Below are 18,799 nucleotides of genomic sequence, written 5' to 3'. Positions count from 1 at the left end.
ATTTGCTTTACTTGATAGATGCTATCTCATCATGAAATAGACTTTATTAGCTTGGGCTTTGTTGTATCTAGCTGTAGTGGTCAACTAATTTTGGCCACCATTAGAGGTGACCAAGCCGTCAACGGGCTTTTATTTATTGATCAGCACTGAGAAAGCACGGCTATTGTGGGTCATCATCTAGAAAGAAATCCCGTTGTAACGGTTTACCCGGATGGCAGCTGTATGCATCGAAATCTTTAATACCTTGATCTCGTAACACATCTTCATCAACATAAAAGCCATTCTGATGGTTTGAAGGTAACTGGCTAATCAACGCAAGACACGCATCCGCCATGATGCTTGGTTTGCGACAGCTCCCTTCAATCAATTTTCCCACCATCATGTTTTCGACCGCGGATGTTGCGATCGCTGTTTTCGGCCACAACGAACTCACGGCAATATCATCGGCAGAGAACTCTTCTGAAAATGACAGACTCAATAATGACATAGCATATTTCGACGTGGTGTATGTGCCGTATTGTTTAAACCATTTAGGGTCGAGATTGATCGGTGGAGACAAGGTCACTACGTGGGCATGTTGGCTACGGCGTAGATGTGGTAAACAGGCCTGTGTCAGTAAAAATGTCCCTCTGACATTAATAGAAAACATCAAATCAAACTTTTTCACGGGCGTATGTTCAACCTGATCTAGATGGATCGCACTGGCATTGTTGATTAAAATATCGATACCACCGAACTCAGCAACAGCCTCATCGACCACGCGTTGTACCGCTATTTCATCACGTACATCAAGCTGAATAGCTATTGCTCGCCCTGCACCAGCCTGATTAATTTCCTCCGCCGCGGTATAAATGGTGCCCGGTAATTTAGGGTGTGGGAGCGTGGTTTTTGCTGCAATCACCACATTCGCGCCAGCCTTAGCACATGCGGTCGCAATGGCTAAACCAATTCCCCGCGACCCACCGCTGATCAACACCGTTTTTCCAACAAGAGTATCGGCATCTGGCAAAGGCAACGACGAGGGTGAATAGCTCGGTTCCTCCCCGCGTACTTTACGCAGACTGAGGGTTTTACTCACAATTTCAAGTTTAGTTATCACTCGGCGAGCAACATCAAATAAAGAGGCCATTGTCTTCCTTATATCAGCATCTTACGGTTAAAAGTACTGTATTTAGTATAGGAAGAATAAAAGGTCTTTGGGCTTATATCGTGTTTTTTCTTGCCTTGCTCATGAACAAGGACATCCAACAAGATCCTAGCATTTACCACTACTGCAAAAGGTATCTCAAGATATTAAAAGTCCTCTTCCGAAAGGAGGGGGGGTCAAGTTCGCTCTCGGGCTGCATATGTAAATGATAAAGCTTCACTTATGTTGAGTCTTACTCTTAATCTAGACTTCAACTCACTTGTGATGAGTTAATATAAAATAATTTGTATTCTATATCTTTGATGAAAATGTAATTTATTGTCTAGGTAGCTATTTAGTGGTATTTTAATTCGATGAATTCCCTCGTTAATTTATCTACCTTATAAATACGAATCTATATCAAACCAAGCAGGGCTCGATGAAAAAGATATTATTATTAAGTGCATTACTGGTTTCAAACGTAGCTAATGCAGGTTTAAATCTTGATTATAGGGCTTACAACACACCTGTTAATTACAATTTCGCAGAAGTAGAGGTTGGCTATAAAACTTACGAATCTGCTGATAAAGATATCGATACCGTATTTATTTCTATCGGTAGTGAATTAATGCTTAGCGAAAAAGTGATAATGAAGTATTCATTTTCAGGGGAGGAAATAAATGATGCGACGACTGTGTTAGCCGCAAATGCAGGCTTACTATATCGAGTACCACTGACTGAAAAATTCGATTTGGTATTGGGTGGTGAACTCGAATTTGACTGGGTAGGAGTCGAAGAATCGAGTCGTAGTGCACATTACAGCCATGAAAATACCGCTATCGGTGCTCATTTTGGACTCCGGTATGGTTTTACCGATAAACTTGAAGCTGTGACACAAGTTGTTATATCTGACTCTTCTTCGGACTCATTAATGACAACTATTTCGACAACTAAATTATCATATTATTTGACTGAGAATGTTGGCGTTGGTGCTTTTTATTCGGCTAGATTCAATGATGATCTAGATACATCTAACGTCGGCGCTCATGTTCGATTTAGATTTTGAGCAAAAGAATTATGCTCTTATCACTGCTCCGAAAAGTACAGCGATTCCGGTTTTTCCCAAGTATCATATTTAAATGGCAAAGCCTCCACTTATGTTGAGGCTTTGCCATATTTGAGATAATGAAAAGCTGCGACGATATCCTCTCACGTTATATTTTAAAAATACTCACTAATAAATTTATAGAGGGTTAATTTTTAGTAATGATTTTTAATGTCATCGTTCCAATAAATGTTCCATTATCACGATGTACACCAGCCAGAAAATCCGTATCAGCAGAATCTGTGGTTAATAATGTGATTACACTTTTTGGCATTTGCGGACTATCAGCAGCCGTAAATGTATCAGCACTGTCACTACCCGCATCATAAACATTTAAATTGAATGTAGCATTATCTTGCCACTGGCCATTCTCATATAAATTAAAACTATCAATACCGATAAACCAGTCAGGGCTCGGAGCTACCATTGATACAATAGACAGGTAAGGGTGGTTAGTATTGGCTGAAAATGTCAGTGACACCGTTGAACTACCTGCCGGTATACCACTGCCATCGATAGCTTTATCTGAGTTTGTTGTCGCTATATGCACATTTATTTCATCAATCAGGACCGATTTACCACCGGTCTCTGCCACGGTAATTATACCTGGCGTTGCAAGCTCGGAGCGTTTAAAGATATCAACCTGATTATTATGGGTTAAACCAATCAAACCTGAAAAGTGCGCGCTGGCGGGGTAGTTAGTAGGAAAGTTAGCGCCATTCCAGTTCGAGGTAAACGTGAGTTCATAAACTACGTCATCTTGGGTATTTATATTAGTGTTAGATGAAGTGTTTGAGTCGTCACAAGCACTCAAAAAGAAGGTGATTAATACTAATGGGATAAGTAAGCGTCTCATATCTATTCCTATTTATATAAAATATTGATGATATAAAATATAGGAGATAGTTATCACAAAGTTATCACACTTTGATATTTTTTATATTTAGATAGCAAAGTGTAGCAAGCATTATAACACTTAAATAATACGCCTAAACGTTAAATTAATACGGGGAGTATCAACTTTAAGTCTCTTTGGTAATGCGTGATGCCAATGCTGTTGGCAATAGCGCATTAGCAGTAGATCGCCTTGTTCTAGTTCAACAGCAACTTGCTCTTTAGTTGTTTTATGGCGAAATTTGAAACTACGTGTAGCACCAATACTCACGGACGCGATACAACTCTGATCCATGTTATTTTCATCATCACTATGCCAACCAACATAATCACTGCCATCACGGTACAGATTACATAACACCGCATTAAATTTTTCTCGATGTACTGCGGTTATTTTATCTGCTAGCTGCAACAGTGACTTCGGCCAATCTAAGATTGGATGGGTCATGCTGTTATCACTGTGTTTTTCATTGGTATATAGACACACTAATCGTTTTGGTACCACCCATTGACCATACATAAAGAGTTGCTGTGTTTGCCATTGAATGCTTGAATTAAGTTCAGCCAAATCAAGTTCGGTAAAGAAATTGGGATAGAGCCAAGCTTCACCATCATAAGGTAAGATCTGTTGCTGTGGTTCTCGAGAAAATAATTCCAGATTCATTGATGACGTCATCGCTAATGCTTAAAGAGAATAAACTTAAATCATATTAGCTAAATTATGATGGCGTAACAATATTATGGTTAATACCCACTTATTGGTATTAAATTATTCCCTTAACTCTAAGGCTATATATAATAAAGGCTATCTTTATGGTTTTACGATATATTTTATGAGGTTCGGATGTTTGTTCTACAATCAAAATATAGTTTTCTGTTTCAAAAAAATACAGATTTGCAGGATCAAGTTAATGATTTAAAATTGCAAAATAGAAATTTGGAGTTAAAAAACCAAGCGCTATCTGAGCAGTTGGATAATACATTGAATAATCCAGATGTAGAATTTAAGCATATGCTGCTGCAATGTACTATTGAGTGTATCAATCATGTTGAAGGGGTTAGGGAAACCGTATTATCTTCGTATCAAGCCATTGAATTAGAAAGCCAATCGAGTGATAGCATCAAAGAGTTATTGGATGTTTCAAGTCATTCTTTAAAACATATAGTATCTGAAATGCAAGGTTTAACCCATAAGATGGGTGGGATGACGGATAATATTTCCGGGTTGTCACAAATGGCCGCAAGTATAAGTACTTTTGTTTCGACGATTTCAAAAATTTCCGATCAGACTAATTTACTTGCGCTGAATGCTGCGATAGAAGCTGCGCGCGCTGGCGATGCTGGAAGAGGATTTAGTGTTGTAGCGGATGAAGTTAGAGCGTTGGCAAACAATACTAATTCATCTGCAAACGAGGTGGCGGAATTAGTGAATGGTATTATCGCATCGACATCTGAGACCGTCGGGTCAGTAAATGATATCCAAAATAGTAATAGCCAATTATCAGGTGGTGTCGAGAAATTAAATGATGATTACACCTCGATTGTTAGCCACTGCACGTCAATGAATCAAACAATTAACAATGCCTCATTACGTACTTTTATTCAGACTGTAAAATTAGATCATATTGTTTGGAAGGGTGAGATTTATGCCGTAGCATCAGGTGTTAGTAACAAGTCAATTGATGATTTTACTGACCATACTATGTGCCGTTTAGGTAAATGGTATCAAGGTGTTGGATCTGAACATTATGGTAATACATCAGCGTTTAAAAAATTAGATGAACCACATCGAGAAGTACACAGAAACGGTGTTGAGGCTTTAGTTCTAATATTTAACGGAGAAAAAAAACGCGCAATTGAACATTTATTTGCTATGGAAGAGGCGAGTAAAAAGGTGATGAAAAATCTTGATGAGCTATCACGATAACGTACATTAAGCGTATTTTTCGACCGCTAATAGCAACTCAAATTCAGTGGCCGGAACGGCTTTAGAATACAGAAACCCTTGCGCGCAATCGCAGCCTGCACCAACCAACAATTGTTGTTGTTCTTGGGTTTCGACGCCTTCGGCAATGACCTTGATACCGAGCTTATGCGCCATCACTATAATCGCTTCACACAATATAAGATCCTCTGATAGTGGTTTTAGATTGCGGACGAAGGATTGATCTATTTTTAAATAATCTATGTCAAAACGCTTGAGATAGGAAAGTGATGAATAACCTGTACCAAAATCATCTAATGCGACATTGATCCCAGCATCACGTAAGGCCAGTAACTTGTCTGTCACTAGGTGGTTTGCTTCCATCAGTAATCCTTCAGTGATCTCAACAATCAGGGCATCACCTGGTAAGTTCAGATTGTTTAAACACTCAAACCACTCATGCAGGTCACTGTTGGCACAAAATTGTACCGGTGAAACGTTAATGCTCATCTGAAAGGAGCTGTAATGGTTTTGACGCCAAAGACTCAATTGGTTTACCGCTTGTTGGAATACCCAATCACCAATGTCATTGATCATGCCAGTCTCTTCTGCGATAGCAATGAAATCAAGTGGGCTGACCAAACCTCGTTCTGGGTGTTGCCATCGGATCAAGGCTTCAGCTTTAACAATATTACCTGTCGCAAGCTCAATAATAGGCTGATAAAAGAGGATGAATTGATCTTTTGCTAAGGCTTTGCGCAGGTCGTTGGTCATATATCGACGTGCAATGGCGTTTTCTTGCATCGCTGAGGTGAAGTACTGAAAGCGGTTACGGCCCTGTTCTTTGGCTGCATACATCGCCTGGTCTGCATTTTTTAATAAGGTATCGACAGCAATGCCGTCTTCAGGGTAGATGGTAATGCCAATGCTCGATGAAATATGCACCATTTCATCACCACATTGAAATGGTTGCGATATATGATTAAGGATCTTGTTAGTGATCCGTTCTACAAGGTGAAATTCATCCAATCCCCCTAAAATAACGGTAAATTCGTCACCGCCTAAACGTGCAATAGTATCTGTTTCTCGAACGCATCGACGTAGCCGTTTGGCAGTATCTTGGATCAATTTATCCCCGACATCATGACCCAGGGTATCGTTAATTTCTTTGAAATGGTCGAGATCGAGGAATAATATGGCGACGCTTTTTCCAGTTCGTTCGGCTTTGTTTAGTTCACTGCTGAGGCTATCATGCAACATATAGCGGTTAGGTAATCCCGTTAAGAAGTCTAAATTGGCCTGTTTCCAGATTAATTCATCCGCTTCTTTACGCTCAGTGATATCACGGAAACTCCATAATCGACCGAAATATTGGCCATCATCTGCGATCATGGGTGCTGAGTAACGCTCAAAAACACGGCCATCTTTGAAAGTGATTTCATCGGCGTTAACTAAGAGATGCTGCTGATTAATTTTGTTAATTCGTTGTGTAAATACGTCTGGTTCACTTACTTTGTCTAGGACTTTAGTTAGTAGTTCCGCTTCGGTTTTAAGTGCTGCAGCCTCTGGGGTTAATTGCCAAAGATCTGTAAAACGTTGGTTAATTGAGATTATTCGACCGTCACTATTGACCGCCAATAGACCATCGATAGACGCTTCTTGTTGAGTGTGTAATAGGGTATTTTTAAATTCCATCTGCTCTCGGGAAAGTTTACGTTCCTTCACCCGACTGATGAAATGGGCAGTGCTAATAGTCAGTATTACTACGATTAGTGAGAATAGGGCTACATACCACCAGAACATATTGGTGGGGGATCGAGGTTCATAGAGGAAATTCTTAAAGGGATAATTTGGCGGTAGCATGCCAAGCTTTGCATAGGTATTGGCAATATGCTGCCAGCGCCCTGGATTCATATAACCGACTTCTACCAACACTGACTCTATCAATGGTTTTATTTGTCGCGCTTCATATAATAAATGTGCACGCGAATTACGTTGTGAATACTTGGCTAAGATAAGGTCTACAATTTCTTCAGGGTGTTGTAATGCATATTTCCAGCCTTTGATACTTGCTTGGCGAAAGGCTTCAACTCGTTCGGGGTGTTCTTCAATCTCCAGCTCACTGGTAAACAGGTTATCACCATAAAAATCGATACCAGCAGAGCGTGGACTATAGGTTTGATAACGGAATCCTGCGCGATCAAGATAATCTGGCTCATTGGTGGCGTAAGCTGAAAATACATCGACTCGACCTTGGATCAGATCTTCTGGATCGAAGCTGTGTGGTAATTGCTGTAGGCTTTCTAGAGGAATAGCTTCTTTATGAAGGTAAGCGACAAGTTCGTCAGCTTGTGCTGCGATCATTACGCGTTTACCTACTATTTGATGGATACCTTGTGTCGCACCCTGTAACGGTACCAATAATATGTATGGTGAGTGTTGGAGTATGACGCCAAGTACAACAAGTGGTTTTCCTGCACTGTGAGATAGCATCAAGCTACTGCTGCCAATACCGTATTGGGCTTTACCTGAGAGTACGTTTAGTTCAGGTTCGCTGCCGTCAATTCCTTCGATGATAGCAACATCAAGTCCAGCATCCTGATAATAGCCTTTTTCCAATGCGGCATAATAACCAGCGAACTGAAATTGATGTAAATATTTTAGTTGTAGGGTTATATTTTCAAGCGCATTGCTTACCCCAGGAGAGAGGCTTAAACAGAGTAATAGTGGAAGCCGGAGTTGTCTGCATCTGTGGCAGAGTCGTTGCCACAAGGGTAAGGGCTTATTACGGGGAAATAACAGTCTTATCAAAGATAAGTTCAATAGCATTAAACACCTGTTAATAATTAACTCGCGAGATAAATTAAAGGAGAACCACTCTCGTTGGGATATGCCCGTCAAGTCTGTTACTGAAAACCAGAGTCATTATTTATGTAATGAAAATGGTGAAAAAGACAGTATTCATAACCTACATTGACAACGAACAATATGTCAAATGCGATATTATATAAACCTTAGTGATATCACTATAAAATAGTACTGCGACGTAATGTATAGGCCAAATTAGGTATAGTATTCTTTATTGTAACAAGGGTAAATAATGCCTCAATAAATTCACCTTATTCCCTATATAACTCGCTTCTGTCGATCGCTTTTTTGGAATTTCTTATAACATAAGATGCATTTACCTGTCCTTAACTTCTCCCCTCAAGGCTGTACCGCTATGGTTTAATCTCCTTATAGATCAACATTTTGCCAAGTTATTAACGTGGGAGTGAAAATTAGCCTATTTCCATGATTAATGACGGATTATCAACCGCTTACTATTAAACAATCATCATATTAACCTCGATGATTTAATATATTTATATTTTACAATAGTATAACTAAGATTTTTATTGATAATGTTTGTCATTGACATTATTACTACGCCTATATTTGCGTTTTAACAAGGAATTAAGTGGATGAACAGTATAGATACAGGGCTGAAAAGTCTTAATCGTCGTAAATTTCTTAAAAATACCGCTGCGACTGTCGCGGTTGCAGGACTTAGCAGCTCAGTGCTTGCCAATACTGTAAATGCTTCAGAATTAGATCCCGATTGGCTGCCTTCTTCACACCATAGCCATAACAGAAAATTTTGGAATAAGGTTCAGAAACAATTTGTATTAGATAAACGTACAACATACATGAATGTTGGTACAACGGGCTCAATGCCAAAACATGTGTTAGCAGGCTTTACAGACAATAATAAAGCGATTGCTAAATACCCATGGGACATGGATGAACGATTTGGTTCTTGGCCTTATATGTCAGAAATGATTGCCGATGTGGCACCAGGTTTTGGTGCTCTGCCACACGAGATGGTACTCAGCCGTAATACTACCGATGGAATATGCTCTATCATCAATGGTCTTCATTTCGAAGAAGGCGACGTTATTCTTACCACGCACCATGAACATATGGCAGCGACAACAGCAATGAATGTCGCTAAACAGCGTTTCGGTGTGAAAATTGTTGAAGTGCAGCTGCCTGTTTACACTGGTATTGAAGATGTGACTGCCGATGATTATATTGCAGCATTCCGTACTGCGTTGAATGAAAATCCTAACGTTCGTCTCATTACTTTTTCGCATATTACTTATAAAACGGGTACAAAACTTCCCGCGAAACGTATTTGTGAATTAGCCAAACAATATGCAATACCGACATTGGTTGATGGCGCTCATTCGGTTGGTATGCTTGATTTAGATTTTCACGATATGGATTGTGACTTTTATGCTGGTTCAGGGCATAAATGGCAATGTGGTCCCGGTGCGACAGGTATTCTCTATGTACGTGATAATGCCACGCGCTTAAATGAATATTGGAGTGATCGCGTTAATCCACTCTGGCTTATTAATTCGTCATTATCACATGCGGATTATCTTTGTGAGCAAATGCAATACATAGGTAATGATAACTATCCTGCGAAGCAAGCTTTGGTTGATAGTTGTAAAATGTGGGATGACATTGGTCGAGCGCGTATTGAAAAAAGGGTATTAAAACTGGGCGCGCTGTGTAAGTCATTATTGGCTGAAGCGCTGCCTGATGCCTATATATTTTCTCCTAATGTGGATGATCTTGCCAGTGCGCTAACGACATTCAATCCGTTTGAGCTGGAAGACAGTGAACTGCTGACTGAGTTCCGGGATCGACTGCGCAACCAGTATGGTTATATTATTCGCACAACCAATTTTAAATTGTATAAAGAAGATACCGCTAATACTTACGCATTGAGAATATCTACACACCTTTTCCATGATGAAAAAGATGTGCAAGGTTTAGTTGACGCGATTAAGAAGTTGTACAAACGAATGGCTTAATACCTGAGCGCCCAGCAGCACTGGGCGCGATTTAAAATGCGGTCTAATTATATAGAGTGTGTCGATGCGAGTTACAAGATTTAAACAAACAATAAATAATATTTTCTTTGTGTGTTCAGCCATGTTTTTTAGTCAAAGTATTTTGGCAATGGATTTAGAAGATATAAAAAAACAAGGTGTGTTACGTCATATTGGTGTGCCTTACGCAAATTTTGTCTCTTATATTCACAAAGATGATTTTCAATCTTTGAGCGGCTTGGATGTTGAATTAGTTAAGGGTTTTGCAGAATCATTAGGTGTTGAATATCAATTTGTACCTGCGAAATGGAGTAACGCGATAGGTAAACTAACGGGTCAACATGCTCAGTTCAAAAACAATAAAACTATATTTGGTAATAAATGTGCAATAGAAGGCGATATCATTGCAAATGGCGTTACTATTTTTGACTGGCGAACACAACTCGCCGATTTCTCAAACCATTATTTTCCCTCCGCAGTCTGGCTGATCGCGCGTTCTGATTCTGATTTACAACCGATTAACCCCTCAAGCTCTATCGACAAAGATATTGTTAACGTGAAGCGACTGATCAAAGGTAAAGATGTACTGGCGATGGAACATTCTTGCCTCGACCCAAATTTGTATGATCTTTATAAAACAGGCGCAAATGTTATCTTACCAAATCGAGATCTGCAGTTAAGTGAAATGGTTCCTGCGATATTGAACAAAGATGCTGAAAGCACTCTGCTTGATGTTGCTGATAGTTTGATTGCACTTGAAAAGTGGCCGGGTGAGATAAAGGTGATTGGGCCAATATCTCAAGAACAAAGAATGGGCGCGGTATTTAGAAAAGATTCTCCTGAGTTACGTAAAGCATTTAATCAATATTTAGATGATATAAAAAATGATGGTTCTTATCTGATATTAGTGGAAAAGCATTACCCATCGGTGTCTTATTTTTATCGCGATTATTTTAATCTCAGCAATAAATCGGAAATATGATGCAACTGAATCAAAAATTATCGAGTACTCGTTTAATTATGATTGCAGCGGTATTACTCGCTGCTTACTTAGTGTCAATCTTGGCTGTGACGAATCTTGGGCAGACACGGCTAAAAGAATCACAGCAACGAGAACTCAACCTTAAAGTTCAAAATTATACCAGTACGTTAGAGTATTTTTTTAATGTAACTAATGATGAATTAACAAATATTGCGGGTGATAAGTCGATGATGACATATTTTGCTAATTTAGCATCGGGTATGTCAATGAAGTATGGTTTAGGGGCAAGTTTATTCAAGCTCAATAGAGAGCTTAATTACTTAATGGATAATTCTGCAATAAACCAACAATCAGTCTATCTGCGCTTTTCTTTAGTTGGTTATGATGGCAGAGTGATCGCGGATACAGATACCACTAAAGATTCTATGCTGGGTATGGTTAACTCTCAAGAGATCAATGACAAAGGCTTCATTATTCGTACGTTGCAATATGCTGGTGATACCCATATTCAGCTTGTTAAGCTTGTATATTATGCCGGTAAACCTGTTGCGTTCTTGGTTGCAGACTTAAATAAACAAGTTATTGTTGCCCAGTTAACAGCACAAGAACATGAAGATAGTCAAAGTCGAATGGATTTAATCACGACGGATGGTGATATTTTTATTTGGGATTCTTTGGCCAGAAAGTATGACATTGAGGGAGGCAATTCGCTCGCGAATAAAATTTATTTCGAGACTGATATTGAAAATACGCCGTTTCAATTAAGAAGCTGGTTTGAACCCGTAAATGAAAAAGATATTTTTACATCTGGGTGGTTTATTGCTGGTTTATCTCTTCTTGCAGTGCCAGTCTTTTTTGGTCTTTTTTATACTTTCATCATCAACAATGCCAATATTGTATTAACAACTAAATTTCAAGAAAGTCATAAGCAGGAGCGCATGTTATCTCGGCAAAATTTACTGTTAACGGAAGAAATTGAAAAAAGAAAAACTTCAGAGCAAAAACTTGCTCATCAAGCCACACATGACGCATTAACAGGGCTGCCGAATCGCAGTTATGGTCATTTGCGCTTAGAGCAAGAATTAGCGCAAGCGAAAAGAACCAATAGCAATGTATTAGTCATGTTTATGGATCTCGATAACTTTAAACAGATCAATGATACCTTGGGGCATTTTGCTGGTGATCAGATCTTAACTCAGAGTACTGAAAGATTATTAGAATCGGTACGGGACTCTGATATTCTCGTGCGCTTAGGCGGAGATGAGTTTCTATTGGTTATACCGGAATTAAGAGGGGGTGAATCAGCGCAATTTTTAGCAAAAATGGTTTTATCACTCTTTGACACCCCTTTTATTTTGGATAATCAAGAGTTATTTATTTCGGGCAGTATTGGCATGTCTATATATCCTCAAGATGGTGATAATGCTCAACAATTACTGGCGAGTGCTGATACCGCTATGTATCGCTCAAAGCAGGATGGTCGCAATACATTCAGCTTTTATCATTCGGCGATGAGTACCGATTTACAGCGGGCGTTAGACTTGGATGGGCGTTTACGCCAAGCGATCGCCAATAATGAACTGGAACTTTATTATCAACCCATTATGGATTTATCCTCAAATAAAATCGTGGGTGCTGAAGCGCTGATGCGTTGGCATGATGAACAATTTGGTTTTGTATCTCCAGATGAATTTATTCTGCTGGCTGAAAAAAATGGTTCAATACACAAATTGGGTGAATTGGCGATTAATCAAGCTTGTATGCAGGCCGCTGAGTGGCAAAAAATCACGCCGTTACATATTTCGATTAACTTTTCGAGCGTGCAATTTAGATATTGTGAACAGCTGTTTAAGCAGATTAATAAGGGCTTAATTGTGTCTGGATTACCCGCTAATAAATTGGATATCGAAGTCACAGAAAATTTATTACTTAATCATAATGAAGATGTCGTTATTTTATTGAATAAATTGCAGGCAATGGGGATCCAACTCTCCATTGATGATTTCGGTACCGGTTATTCTGCACTTAGTTACCTACAGAAATTCCCCTTTGATAGGTTGAAGATTGATCGTGCATTTTTACAAAATATGCAAACCAATGATTCGGACCGTGAGCTTGTAAATGCCATTATTTCGATGGCAAAAGCGTTGAACTTGAAAGTCGTCGCCGAGGGAATTGAAGATAAATGGCATGCTGATTATTTGATTGCAATGAACTGCGAGTATGGGCAAGGTTACTTTTACAGTAAGCCGGTACCAGCTAAAGAGTTTGAGTTGCTATTACATAATGAAATTAACTCTGAGATGATCGAGAGGGTAGATAGTGCGACTTGTAACATGATTTAGTTATGTGGATAAAGCTTCAACGAACGTTGGGGTTTTATTTTTATAGGCAATGAGCTAGATTTTTTGATTTATATACAAGTGCCAGAATAACGCTTTAACTCTGTAGTGCCTCTTAGTATCCAGCCTTCGGTATTTGTGGCTTTAATCATTAAATAATCTAAAGAAGGGGCAAACCAAAATATGGCATTGTTATCCTGTATTTCTACTACTTTGATTACTTCGATATCGCCGAAATAACGGCTAGATAATACCTCTTTACCGACAACTTGGTATTCAAATAGCTCCATTTCATCAGTCGCTTGTCTTAAGGTATAAAAATGTTTTTTACCCTTTTTGATATTGGCTTGAAGTTGCATGGTAATGCTATCCATGTCTTGTAATGGGAGCTTCGAGCTGTGGTATTGTGTTATTTCACCATTAAGGTCGACGAGAGCATCTTGTCCATCATTGGTTATATTAACGCGCATCTCACGGTTTTTAAATCCTGTCATCACTTGGTGAAAGTGGTCAGTTAGATAGCGTTTTGTTTGCGGTTCATAGTTGACGGTCGATGTTTGGTAAAACGTGGTACTTATACCGAGAATATTCATATTACTACGCGTTAAAAAAGACAGTGTATTGCCTTGTTGTTTAATCTGGCGTTGTAACTCACCGGTATAAAAACCGTTTAAATATAGGTCATAAACAATTTCTTGCTCACAAGATATGTGCTCACTTGCTTGAGCTGAAATATGGACTAATCCGGTGGATAATATTAACAATAAAGTTTTAAACATGCTGATTTAAAACGCTTCGTTAATGTTTAGATAAAATTCAGCACCGTCATCACCAAATCCAATATCTGCACGTATGTTAACTCGGTCTTTTACATTGAAGCGAAAACCAGTGCCGTAGCTCACTAATGTTTCTGCAAATAATCCAGAGACATCATTGGCGACAGAACCCGCTCCAGTCCAAAAAACCATGCCAACACGCCAGTAAATAGGTACTCGATATTCAACTTGGCTAAACACCATTTGGTTGTTTACATGTTTACCTTCTAGGTAGCCTCGTAATTTATCATCGCCACCTAAGTTAGCTAATTGTACAAAGGGGGTATCATCACTATTAAATTCGCCTTTTACTTGCCATGCAAGTGTGCCGACAATATCTTTAAAATGATGATATTGGCTATAATATAATTGATATTGTTCATAGGTTTCAGATTGTGAATAACTGTACATTTGGTTAAATTGTAAGCCAATATTTATGCCTTTAAAGGCGTTATCAACATTATCCCGACTGTCATAATCAATTTTAATTGAGCCACCAATACTATTATCTTTTACTAATATGTCGGTATTGTTGAGCGTATTTTTTTCAATATCTGTAGGACTAATCGACGCACCTTTAACACCGTAGCCGATATAAAGATGAGATGATGTTTTTTGCAGCCATATGACATCAGCTGAAAATTGTTCTGCGGTGTAATTAGTGACATTATCCGATTGTCCCGACAGTCCGTAAAAATAACTCGCGTCATTAGCGATATTGGCATTAATAAATAATCTGTTGCTATCGGATTCAAAGAAATTTTTATTCTTGAGACTAACCCCATAAGAATTATTTTCTGAGTAATAGCTATTGAGTGATATAGAGGATGGTTGGCTTAATGCTGCGTCAGATAAATTATATAACCCCACATAAAGCGCGCCGATACCAAGTCCTTTCTCTGGCGTGTAATAAGCGGTAGGAATAATACTTGAATTTAACCCTTGGTCTTTTTCGTAGGTTTTACTGGCGCCAAATGTATTTAAAATACCATCAAGGGACTCGGTTACTATATTTTCAGACCAATTGAAGAGCGTGTTCTCAGCTAACTGATGCTCTGTGCTCGATGCTGAAAAACTGGTGAACATACTCACGAATAATATATTTTTATAATTTAACAAAGAAATGGCCGCCAATTGCGATAATAACCATGCCACGCTTATACGCTACATGCAGAGTTGAATTAATTTATGTTATCACTCTAAATTAAAGCGATAAAGCCTCAACAGATGTTAAGGCTTTATCACTCTAAATTAAAGCGATAAAGCCTCAACAGATGTTAAGGCTTTATTTTAGTTTAAATTATTATTTCTATCAGCAGGCATTACCTACAAACGACAACTCGCGGTAATATCCAAACGCGGGTTAATTACGTTACTGTCAACACCATACAATCCCAGTAGAGTATGGAATAAATTATCGTGTGAGAAAGTACCTTGTTTGGCTTTCGCCATTAAACAGCCTTTATCAATGCCTTTCGCATCAGCGTATTGCTGCGGTAACCACATGAATAAAGGTACGTGAGTTTGTTCTTTTGGGGCAAATGTGTATGGAGTGCCGTGTAGATATAAACCTTTTTCACCTAATGATTCACCATGATCAGACATATACATTAATGCCACGTTGTAATCTTTGGCATAACCCTGCAATTTCTTAATTGTTTCAGCAATCACATAATCGGTGTAAGCAATGGTATTGTCATAGACGTTGACGATTTCTTCGTCAGTGCAATTTTCAATATCACTCTTGTTGCATGATGGTGTGAACAATTCTTGTTGATGTGGATAGCGCTTAAAATAAGTTGGCCCGTGACTACCGATTAAATGCATGGCGATTAATTTATTACCAGGCATCTTGGCAACGTCATCGTCAAATGTCTTTAGCAGCACTTCGTCATAACAGCTCTCGCCATTACAAAGGTCGGTCTTTTTATTTGCATCTATGCTGATCAGATTAACGCCTTTGGCGACAGATTTATCACCACCATCATCGTCTTTCCACAGGACGCCAACGTTGGCATGTTTTAATACATCTAGCACATCGTCTTGGCTGTTTGCTCTGCTTTTGTTGTAGTTGCTGCGGTTTAGATTTGAGAACATACAAGGTAATGAAAGCGCGGTTGCAGTGCCGCAAGACGAAACATCCTGGAATGAAATCATGCCCATATCTTGGGTGTAAGGATTGGTATTACGTGCATAGCCGTTATAACCAATATTCATTGAACGTGCCGTTTCACCGACAATGAGCACCATTAAGGTTGGCTTGCTATTTTTTGCTGGAGATAACATCGCATCTTCACCTTGGGGCTTGTAAGCGAGCTTTTCAGTAAATACTTCATTTTTTATATATTTGAAGGTGTTAAATATATGCGCAGGTACTATCATTTTGTTGAGATAAGAATTATTACGGCCGACAGAAGCATAGTCCTTATAAAAACAAACTGTAATTAGCAGGCTTATCACGATAGCTACAACGATTAATACGATCCTTTTTAAAATACGTGTAAGTAATGGTTCTTGGGTATTAAATCGGACTAAGGCAATTAATATCGCCGGTACAATACCCGCAAAAAACAGGTAACTCATGGAGCTTAAATTCACATAGGAAATAACTTCACCGGAATTGGTTTCAATTACATTCTCAATCATGCTGTAGTCAAATAATACCCCGTATTTTAAGGTCGCATAACAAGCGGCGGCGGAGGATATTACAACGATTATAAAAAATGGCTTAGCGAAATAAGGCAGTGCAAATAACGAAAAAATGACCACGAAGGCGCAGGTCAGTAATAGCGGTGCGGAATAGACAAATAGGCCGAGGTTACTATCGGCTGTGATATCCATTAAGCGAGAGATAATCGGGATATTGAGTACAAAGCCAAAATATAATGAGTACAGCAAGATAAATTTAGTCATGGTGAGGTTAATGCGGAAATTTTTCATCGTTATAGCACCACTATTATGAACCAGATAAATGCACTTAAGCACAAACTAACAAACACCGCGGCAGAGCCGATATCTTTAGCGCGGCCACTTAATTCATGGTGTTCAGTACCGATACGATCGACAACGGCTTCTATGGCTGAGTTAACGAGTTCGACAATGAGCACCAGCACCAATGAGGCTACCAGCAGTATTTTCTCGACATTAGTGACGTCTAATAGCAGGGCGATTGGTACGAAAATAATTAACAGTAATAATTCTTGTCTGATGGCTGACTCGTATTTAAACGCAGCGCGTAGCCCTTTAAACGAATATTGAGTGGCTTTAATCATACGAGTTAACCCTGTTAATCCAGGCTTACCGGTGTTGTTTACTCCATTTCTTTGATTCATTAGCTCATCGCCTCTATATTAATTTCAATCTCTACTTGAGTTAAGACAGCATAATCGTGCGATATATCGTTATAAACTGTAAGCGTGTGTAAGCAATACTTACTCGAGGTGGATAACCCTTAAGGTGGCGGTTTAGTGCTTATAAATGTGTTATTCGCGCGGATTTCATGTTTTTGTATTGTGACCTTGCTGCGTGTTAGGTAATATCCATATTTTTATACTGTAAAGATGGGATGAACAACATGAAGAAAACCCTGTGTGCAGCGATGATTCTATCGGCTGCAGGATTGTCAGGTTGTGCGTCATCTGAATCAACGCAAGGTAGCGTTGATAATAGCAATGCTGTCGAAGTCATGGATGAAGCGACACTGGCAATACAAAAAGTAAAAGCCTTAGCTGAACATGTTGAACAACAATATGACGCGGGTAAAGATGAAGACTACGTTTTTTTTGCTCCGGATAGTTGGAAAAAAATTAATTCTGCCGTGCGTTCAATGCGTACCTTAGTGGCGAAGTTTGATCCTAACGATCAAGGCTTTTTTGGCGGCCCTTCAGAAAGTAAAGTAACTGATAAAATTGAAGAAGCGCAAGAAGCGTTAGATAACGCTGTGCGTATCAAAACATTAGTGTCTGTATTTTTAACTCAACAACTCGCTGATATGGAATACTTATCTCCCCACGTTCATGGCCAATGGCAGAATGAATTAGATGATATTCATGAAAGTACCGCTGATTTAATTGCAGATATTGAAGATGATGAGTCAACAGACGGTTATGAAAAAAGTAGCGCTAAGATACAAGAGCGTTTATTACAGCTTGAAATTAGAATTGTAAAAAGCAACTTCTATACGCCACTGGTTAAGAAAATGAAAAAGCTGGATCAAGAGTTGATCCCGCAAACATATGCGCAAATCCAGCAACGTATCACGCAATTAAAAGATGCAATTGAACTGGCGCCGCGCGAGCAGCATATTCTTGATACTATTATCGCCAAAGTTGAAGATGATTTACGCCGTGCTAATAACGTGACCACGGAAGTAAATTGGATCAACAGTGTCGATCGTTCGGAAAGTGAAAAAATTGCCTTACGTTATCGTGATGCTATTGCGACAGTGGCATTTAAATTATTTGCAAAAGATATTTCGAGCTTCACTTATATCGAACAAATTACGTATTTTGATAATGCTCTACGTCATAAATTAAACCAACAAAAAGTCATTAATAACGAACAGGCTGAGCTTATTATTAGCCTAACAGAAAAAGTGAAGGGTGCACTGATTGAGACCGATGGCTTAACCGATGGTTTAGTTGAAGATAAAATTATTACTGACTTAAATCGTATTGCGACGGATGCGGATGTTGAAACACTGACGTCATATATTGCAGAGTAATCAGC

Annotated in this window: 14 protein-coding genes; 6 read left to right on the top strand and 8 right to left on the bottom strand. The window is 39.0% G+C overall.

The genetic code is table 11. From position 1 onward, the window contains the following. Positions 1–160: 160 nt before the first annotated feature. Positions 161–1,129, bottom strand: a complete 969-nt coding sequence (locus CXF93_RS19285; RefSeq protein ID WP_101064138.1) for an NAD(P)-dependent oxidoreductase — start codon at positions 1,127–1,129, stop codon at positions 161–163. 436 nt (positions 1,130–1,565) lie between these two features. Between CXF93_RS19285 and CXF93_RS19280 the strand changes: the two genes are divergently transcribed. Beyond that, a complete protein-coding gene (locus CXF93_RS19280; protein WP_101064137.1) occupies positions 1,566–2,192 on the top strand; it encodes an outer membrane protein in 627 nt (208 codons plus the stop codon). 187 nt (positions 2,193–2,379) lie between these two features. Here the strand turns inward: CXF93_RS19280 and CXF93_RS19275 are convergent, their stop codons facing one another. Further along, on the bottom strand, positions 2,380–3,087 hold the full coding sequence (locus tag CXF93_RS19275; RefSeq protein WP_101064136.1) for a spondin domain-containing protein: 708 nt from the start codon (positions 3,085–3,087) through the stop codon (positions 2,380–2,382). Positions 3,088–3,207: 120 nt separating this feature from the next. Next, positions 3,208–3,789, bottom strand: a complete 582-nt coding sequence (locus tag CXF93_RS19270; RefSeq protein ID WP_232784267.1) for an alpha-ketoglutarate-dependent dioxygenase AlkB — start codon at positions 3,787–3,789, stop codon at positions 3,208–3,210. Positions 3,790–3,969: 180 nt separating this feature from the next. On the opposite strand from CXF93_RS19270, the gene CXF93_RS19265 reads away from it, so the two are divergent. Beyond that, positions 3,970–5,052 carry a methyl-accepting chemotaxis protein gene (locus CXF93_RS19265; RefSeq protein WP_101064134.1) on the top strand — a complete coding sequence of 361 codons (1,083 nt, stop codon included), beginning with the start codon at positions 3,970–3,972 and terminating at the stop codon, positions 5,050–5,052. Between the two features lie 6 nt (positions 5,053–5,058). Here CXF93_RS19265 and CXF93_RS19260 read toward each other — a convergent pair whose 3' ends face one another. Further along, positions 5,059–7,878 carry an EAL domain-containing protein gene (locus CXF93_RS19260; protein ID WP_101064133.1) on the bottom strand — a complete coding sequence of 940 codons (2,820 nt, stop codon included), beginning with the start codon at positions 7,876–7,878 and terminating at the stop codon, positions 5,059–5,061. Between the two features lie 635 nt (positions 7,879–8,513). On the opposite strand from CXF93_RS19260, the gene CXF93_RS19255 reads away from it, so the two are divergent. The 3 genes from CXF93_RS19255 (at position 8,514) to CXF93_RS19245 (ending at position 13,259) form a co-directional block, all read left to right on the top strand. Next, a complete protein-coding gene (locus CXF93_RS19255) occupies positions 8,514–9,914 on the top strand; it encodes an aminotransferase class V-fold PLP-dependent enzyme (RefSeq protein WP_101064132.1) in 1,401 nt (466 codons plus the stop codon). A gap of 121 nt (positions 9,915–10,035) precedes the next feature. Then, entirely contained in the window at positions 10,036–10,914 is an 879-nt protein-coding gene (locus CXF93_RS19250) for a transporter substrate-binding domain-containing protein (RefSeq protein ID WP_232784265.1), read from the top strand. Beyond that, on the top strand, positions 10,911–13,259 hold the full coding sequence (locus tag CXF93_RS19245; RefSeq protein WP_101064130.1) for a bifunctional diguanylate cyclase/phosphodiesterase: 2,349 nt from the start codon (positions 10,911–10,913) through the stop codon (positions 13,257–13,259). The genes CXF93_RS19250 and CXF93_RS19245 overlap by 4 nt, the downstream gene beginning before the upstream one ends. Positions 13,260–13,327: 68 nt before the next feature. Here the strand turns inward: CXF93_RS19245 and CXF93_RS19240 are convergent, their stop codons facing one another. The 4 genes from CXF93_RS19240 to CXF93_RS19225 form a co-directional block, all read right to left on the bottom strand. Further along, positions 13,328–14,035: a DUF3108 domain-containing protein gene (locus CXF93_RS19240; protein WP_101064129.1), complete on the bottom strand. Its 708-nt coding sequence runs from the start codon at positions 14,033–14,035 to the stop codon at positions 13,328–13,330. Between the two features lie 6 nt (positions 14,036–14,041). Then, the gene (locus CXF93_RS19235) at positions 14,042–15,190 is read right to left on the bottom strand and encodes a hypothetical protein (protein WP_232784264.1); all 1,149 of its coding nucleotides are present in this window, start codon (positions 15,188–15,190) and stop codon (positions 14,042–14,044) included. 207 nt (positions 15,191–15,397) lie between these two features. Continuing rightward, positions 15,398–17,011 (bottom strand): phosphoethanolamine transferase, encoded by a 1,614-nt coding sequence (locus tag CXF93_RS19230; RefSeq protein WP_101064128.1) that lies wholly within the window; start codon positions 17,009–17,011, stop codon positions 15,398–15,400. Positions 17,012–17,013: 2 nt separating this feature from the next. Next, a complete protein-coding gene (locus CXF93_RS19225) occupies positions 17,014–17,403 on the bottom strand; it encodes a diacylglycerol kinase (RefSeq protein WP_101064127.1) in 390 nt (129 codons plus the stop codon). A gap of 242 nt (positions 17,404–17,645) precedes the next feature. On the opposite strand from CXF93_RS19225, the gene CXF93_RS19220 reads away from it, so the two are divergent. Further along, positions 17,646–18,794: a hypothetical protein gene (locus CXF93_RS19220; protein ID WP_101064126.1), complete on the top strand. Its 1,149-nt coding sequence runs from the start codon at positions 17,646–17,648 to the stop codon at positions 18,792–18,794. Positions 18,795–18,799: the final 5 nt, after the last annotated feature.

The sequence above is a fragment of the Moritella sp. Urea-trap-13 genome, from assembly GCF_002836355.1.
Classification (GTDB): Bacteria; Pseudomonadota; Gammaproteobacteria; order Enterobacterales; family Moritellaceae; genus Moritella.
This window is presented reverse-complemented; position numbering and strand designations above follow the sequence as displayed.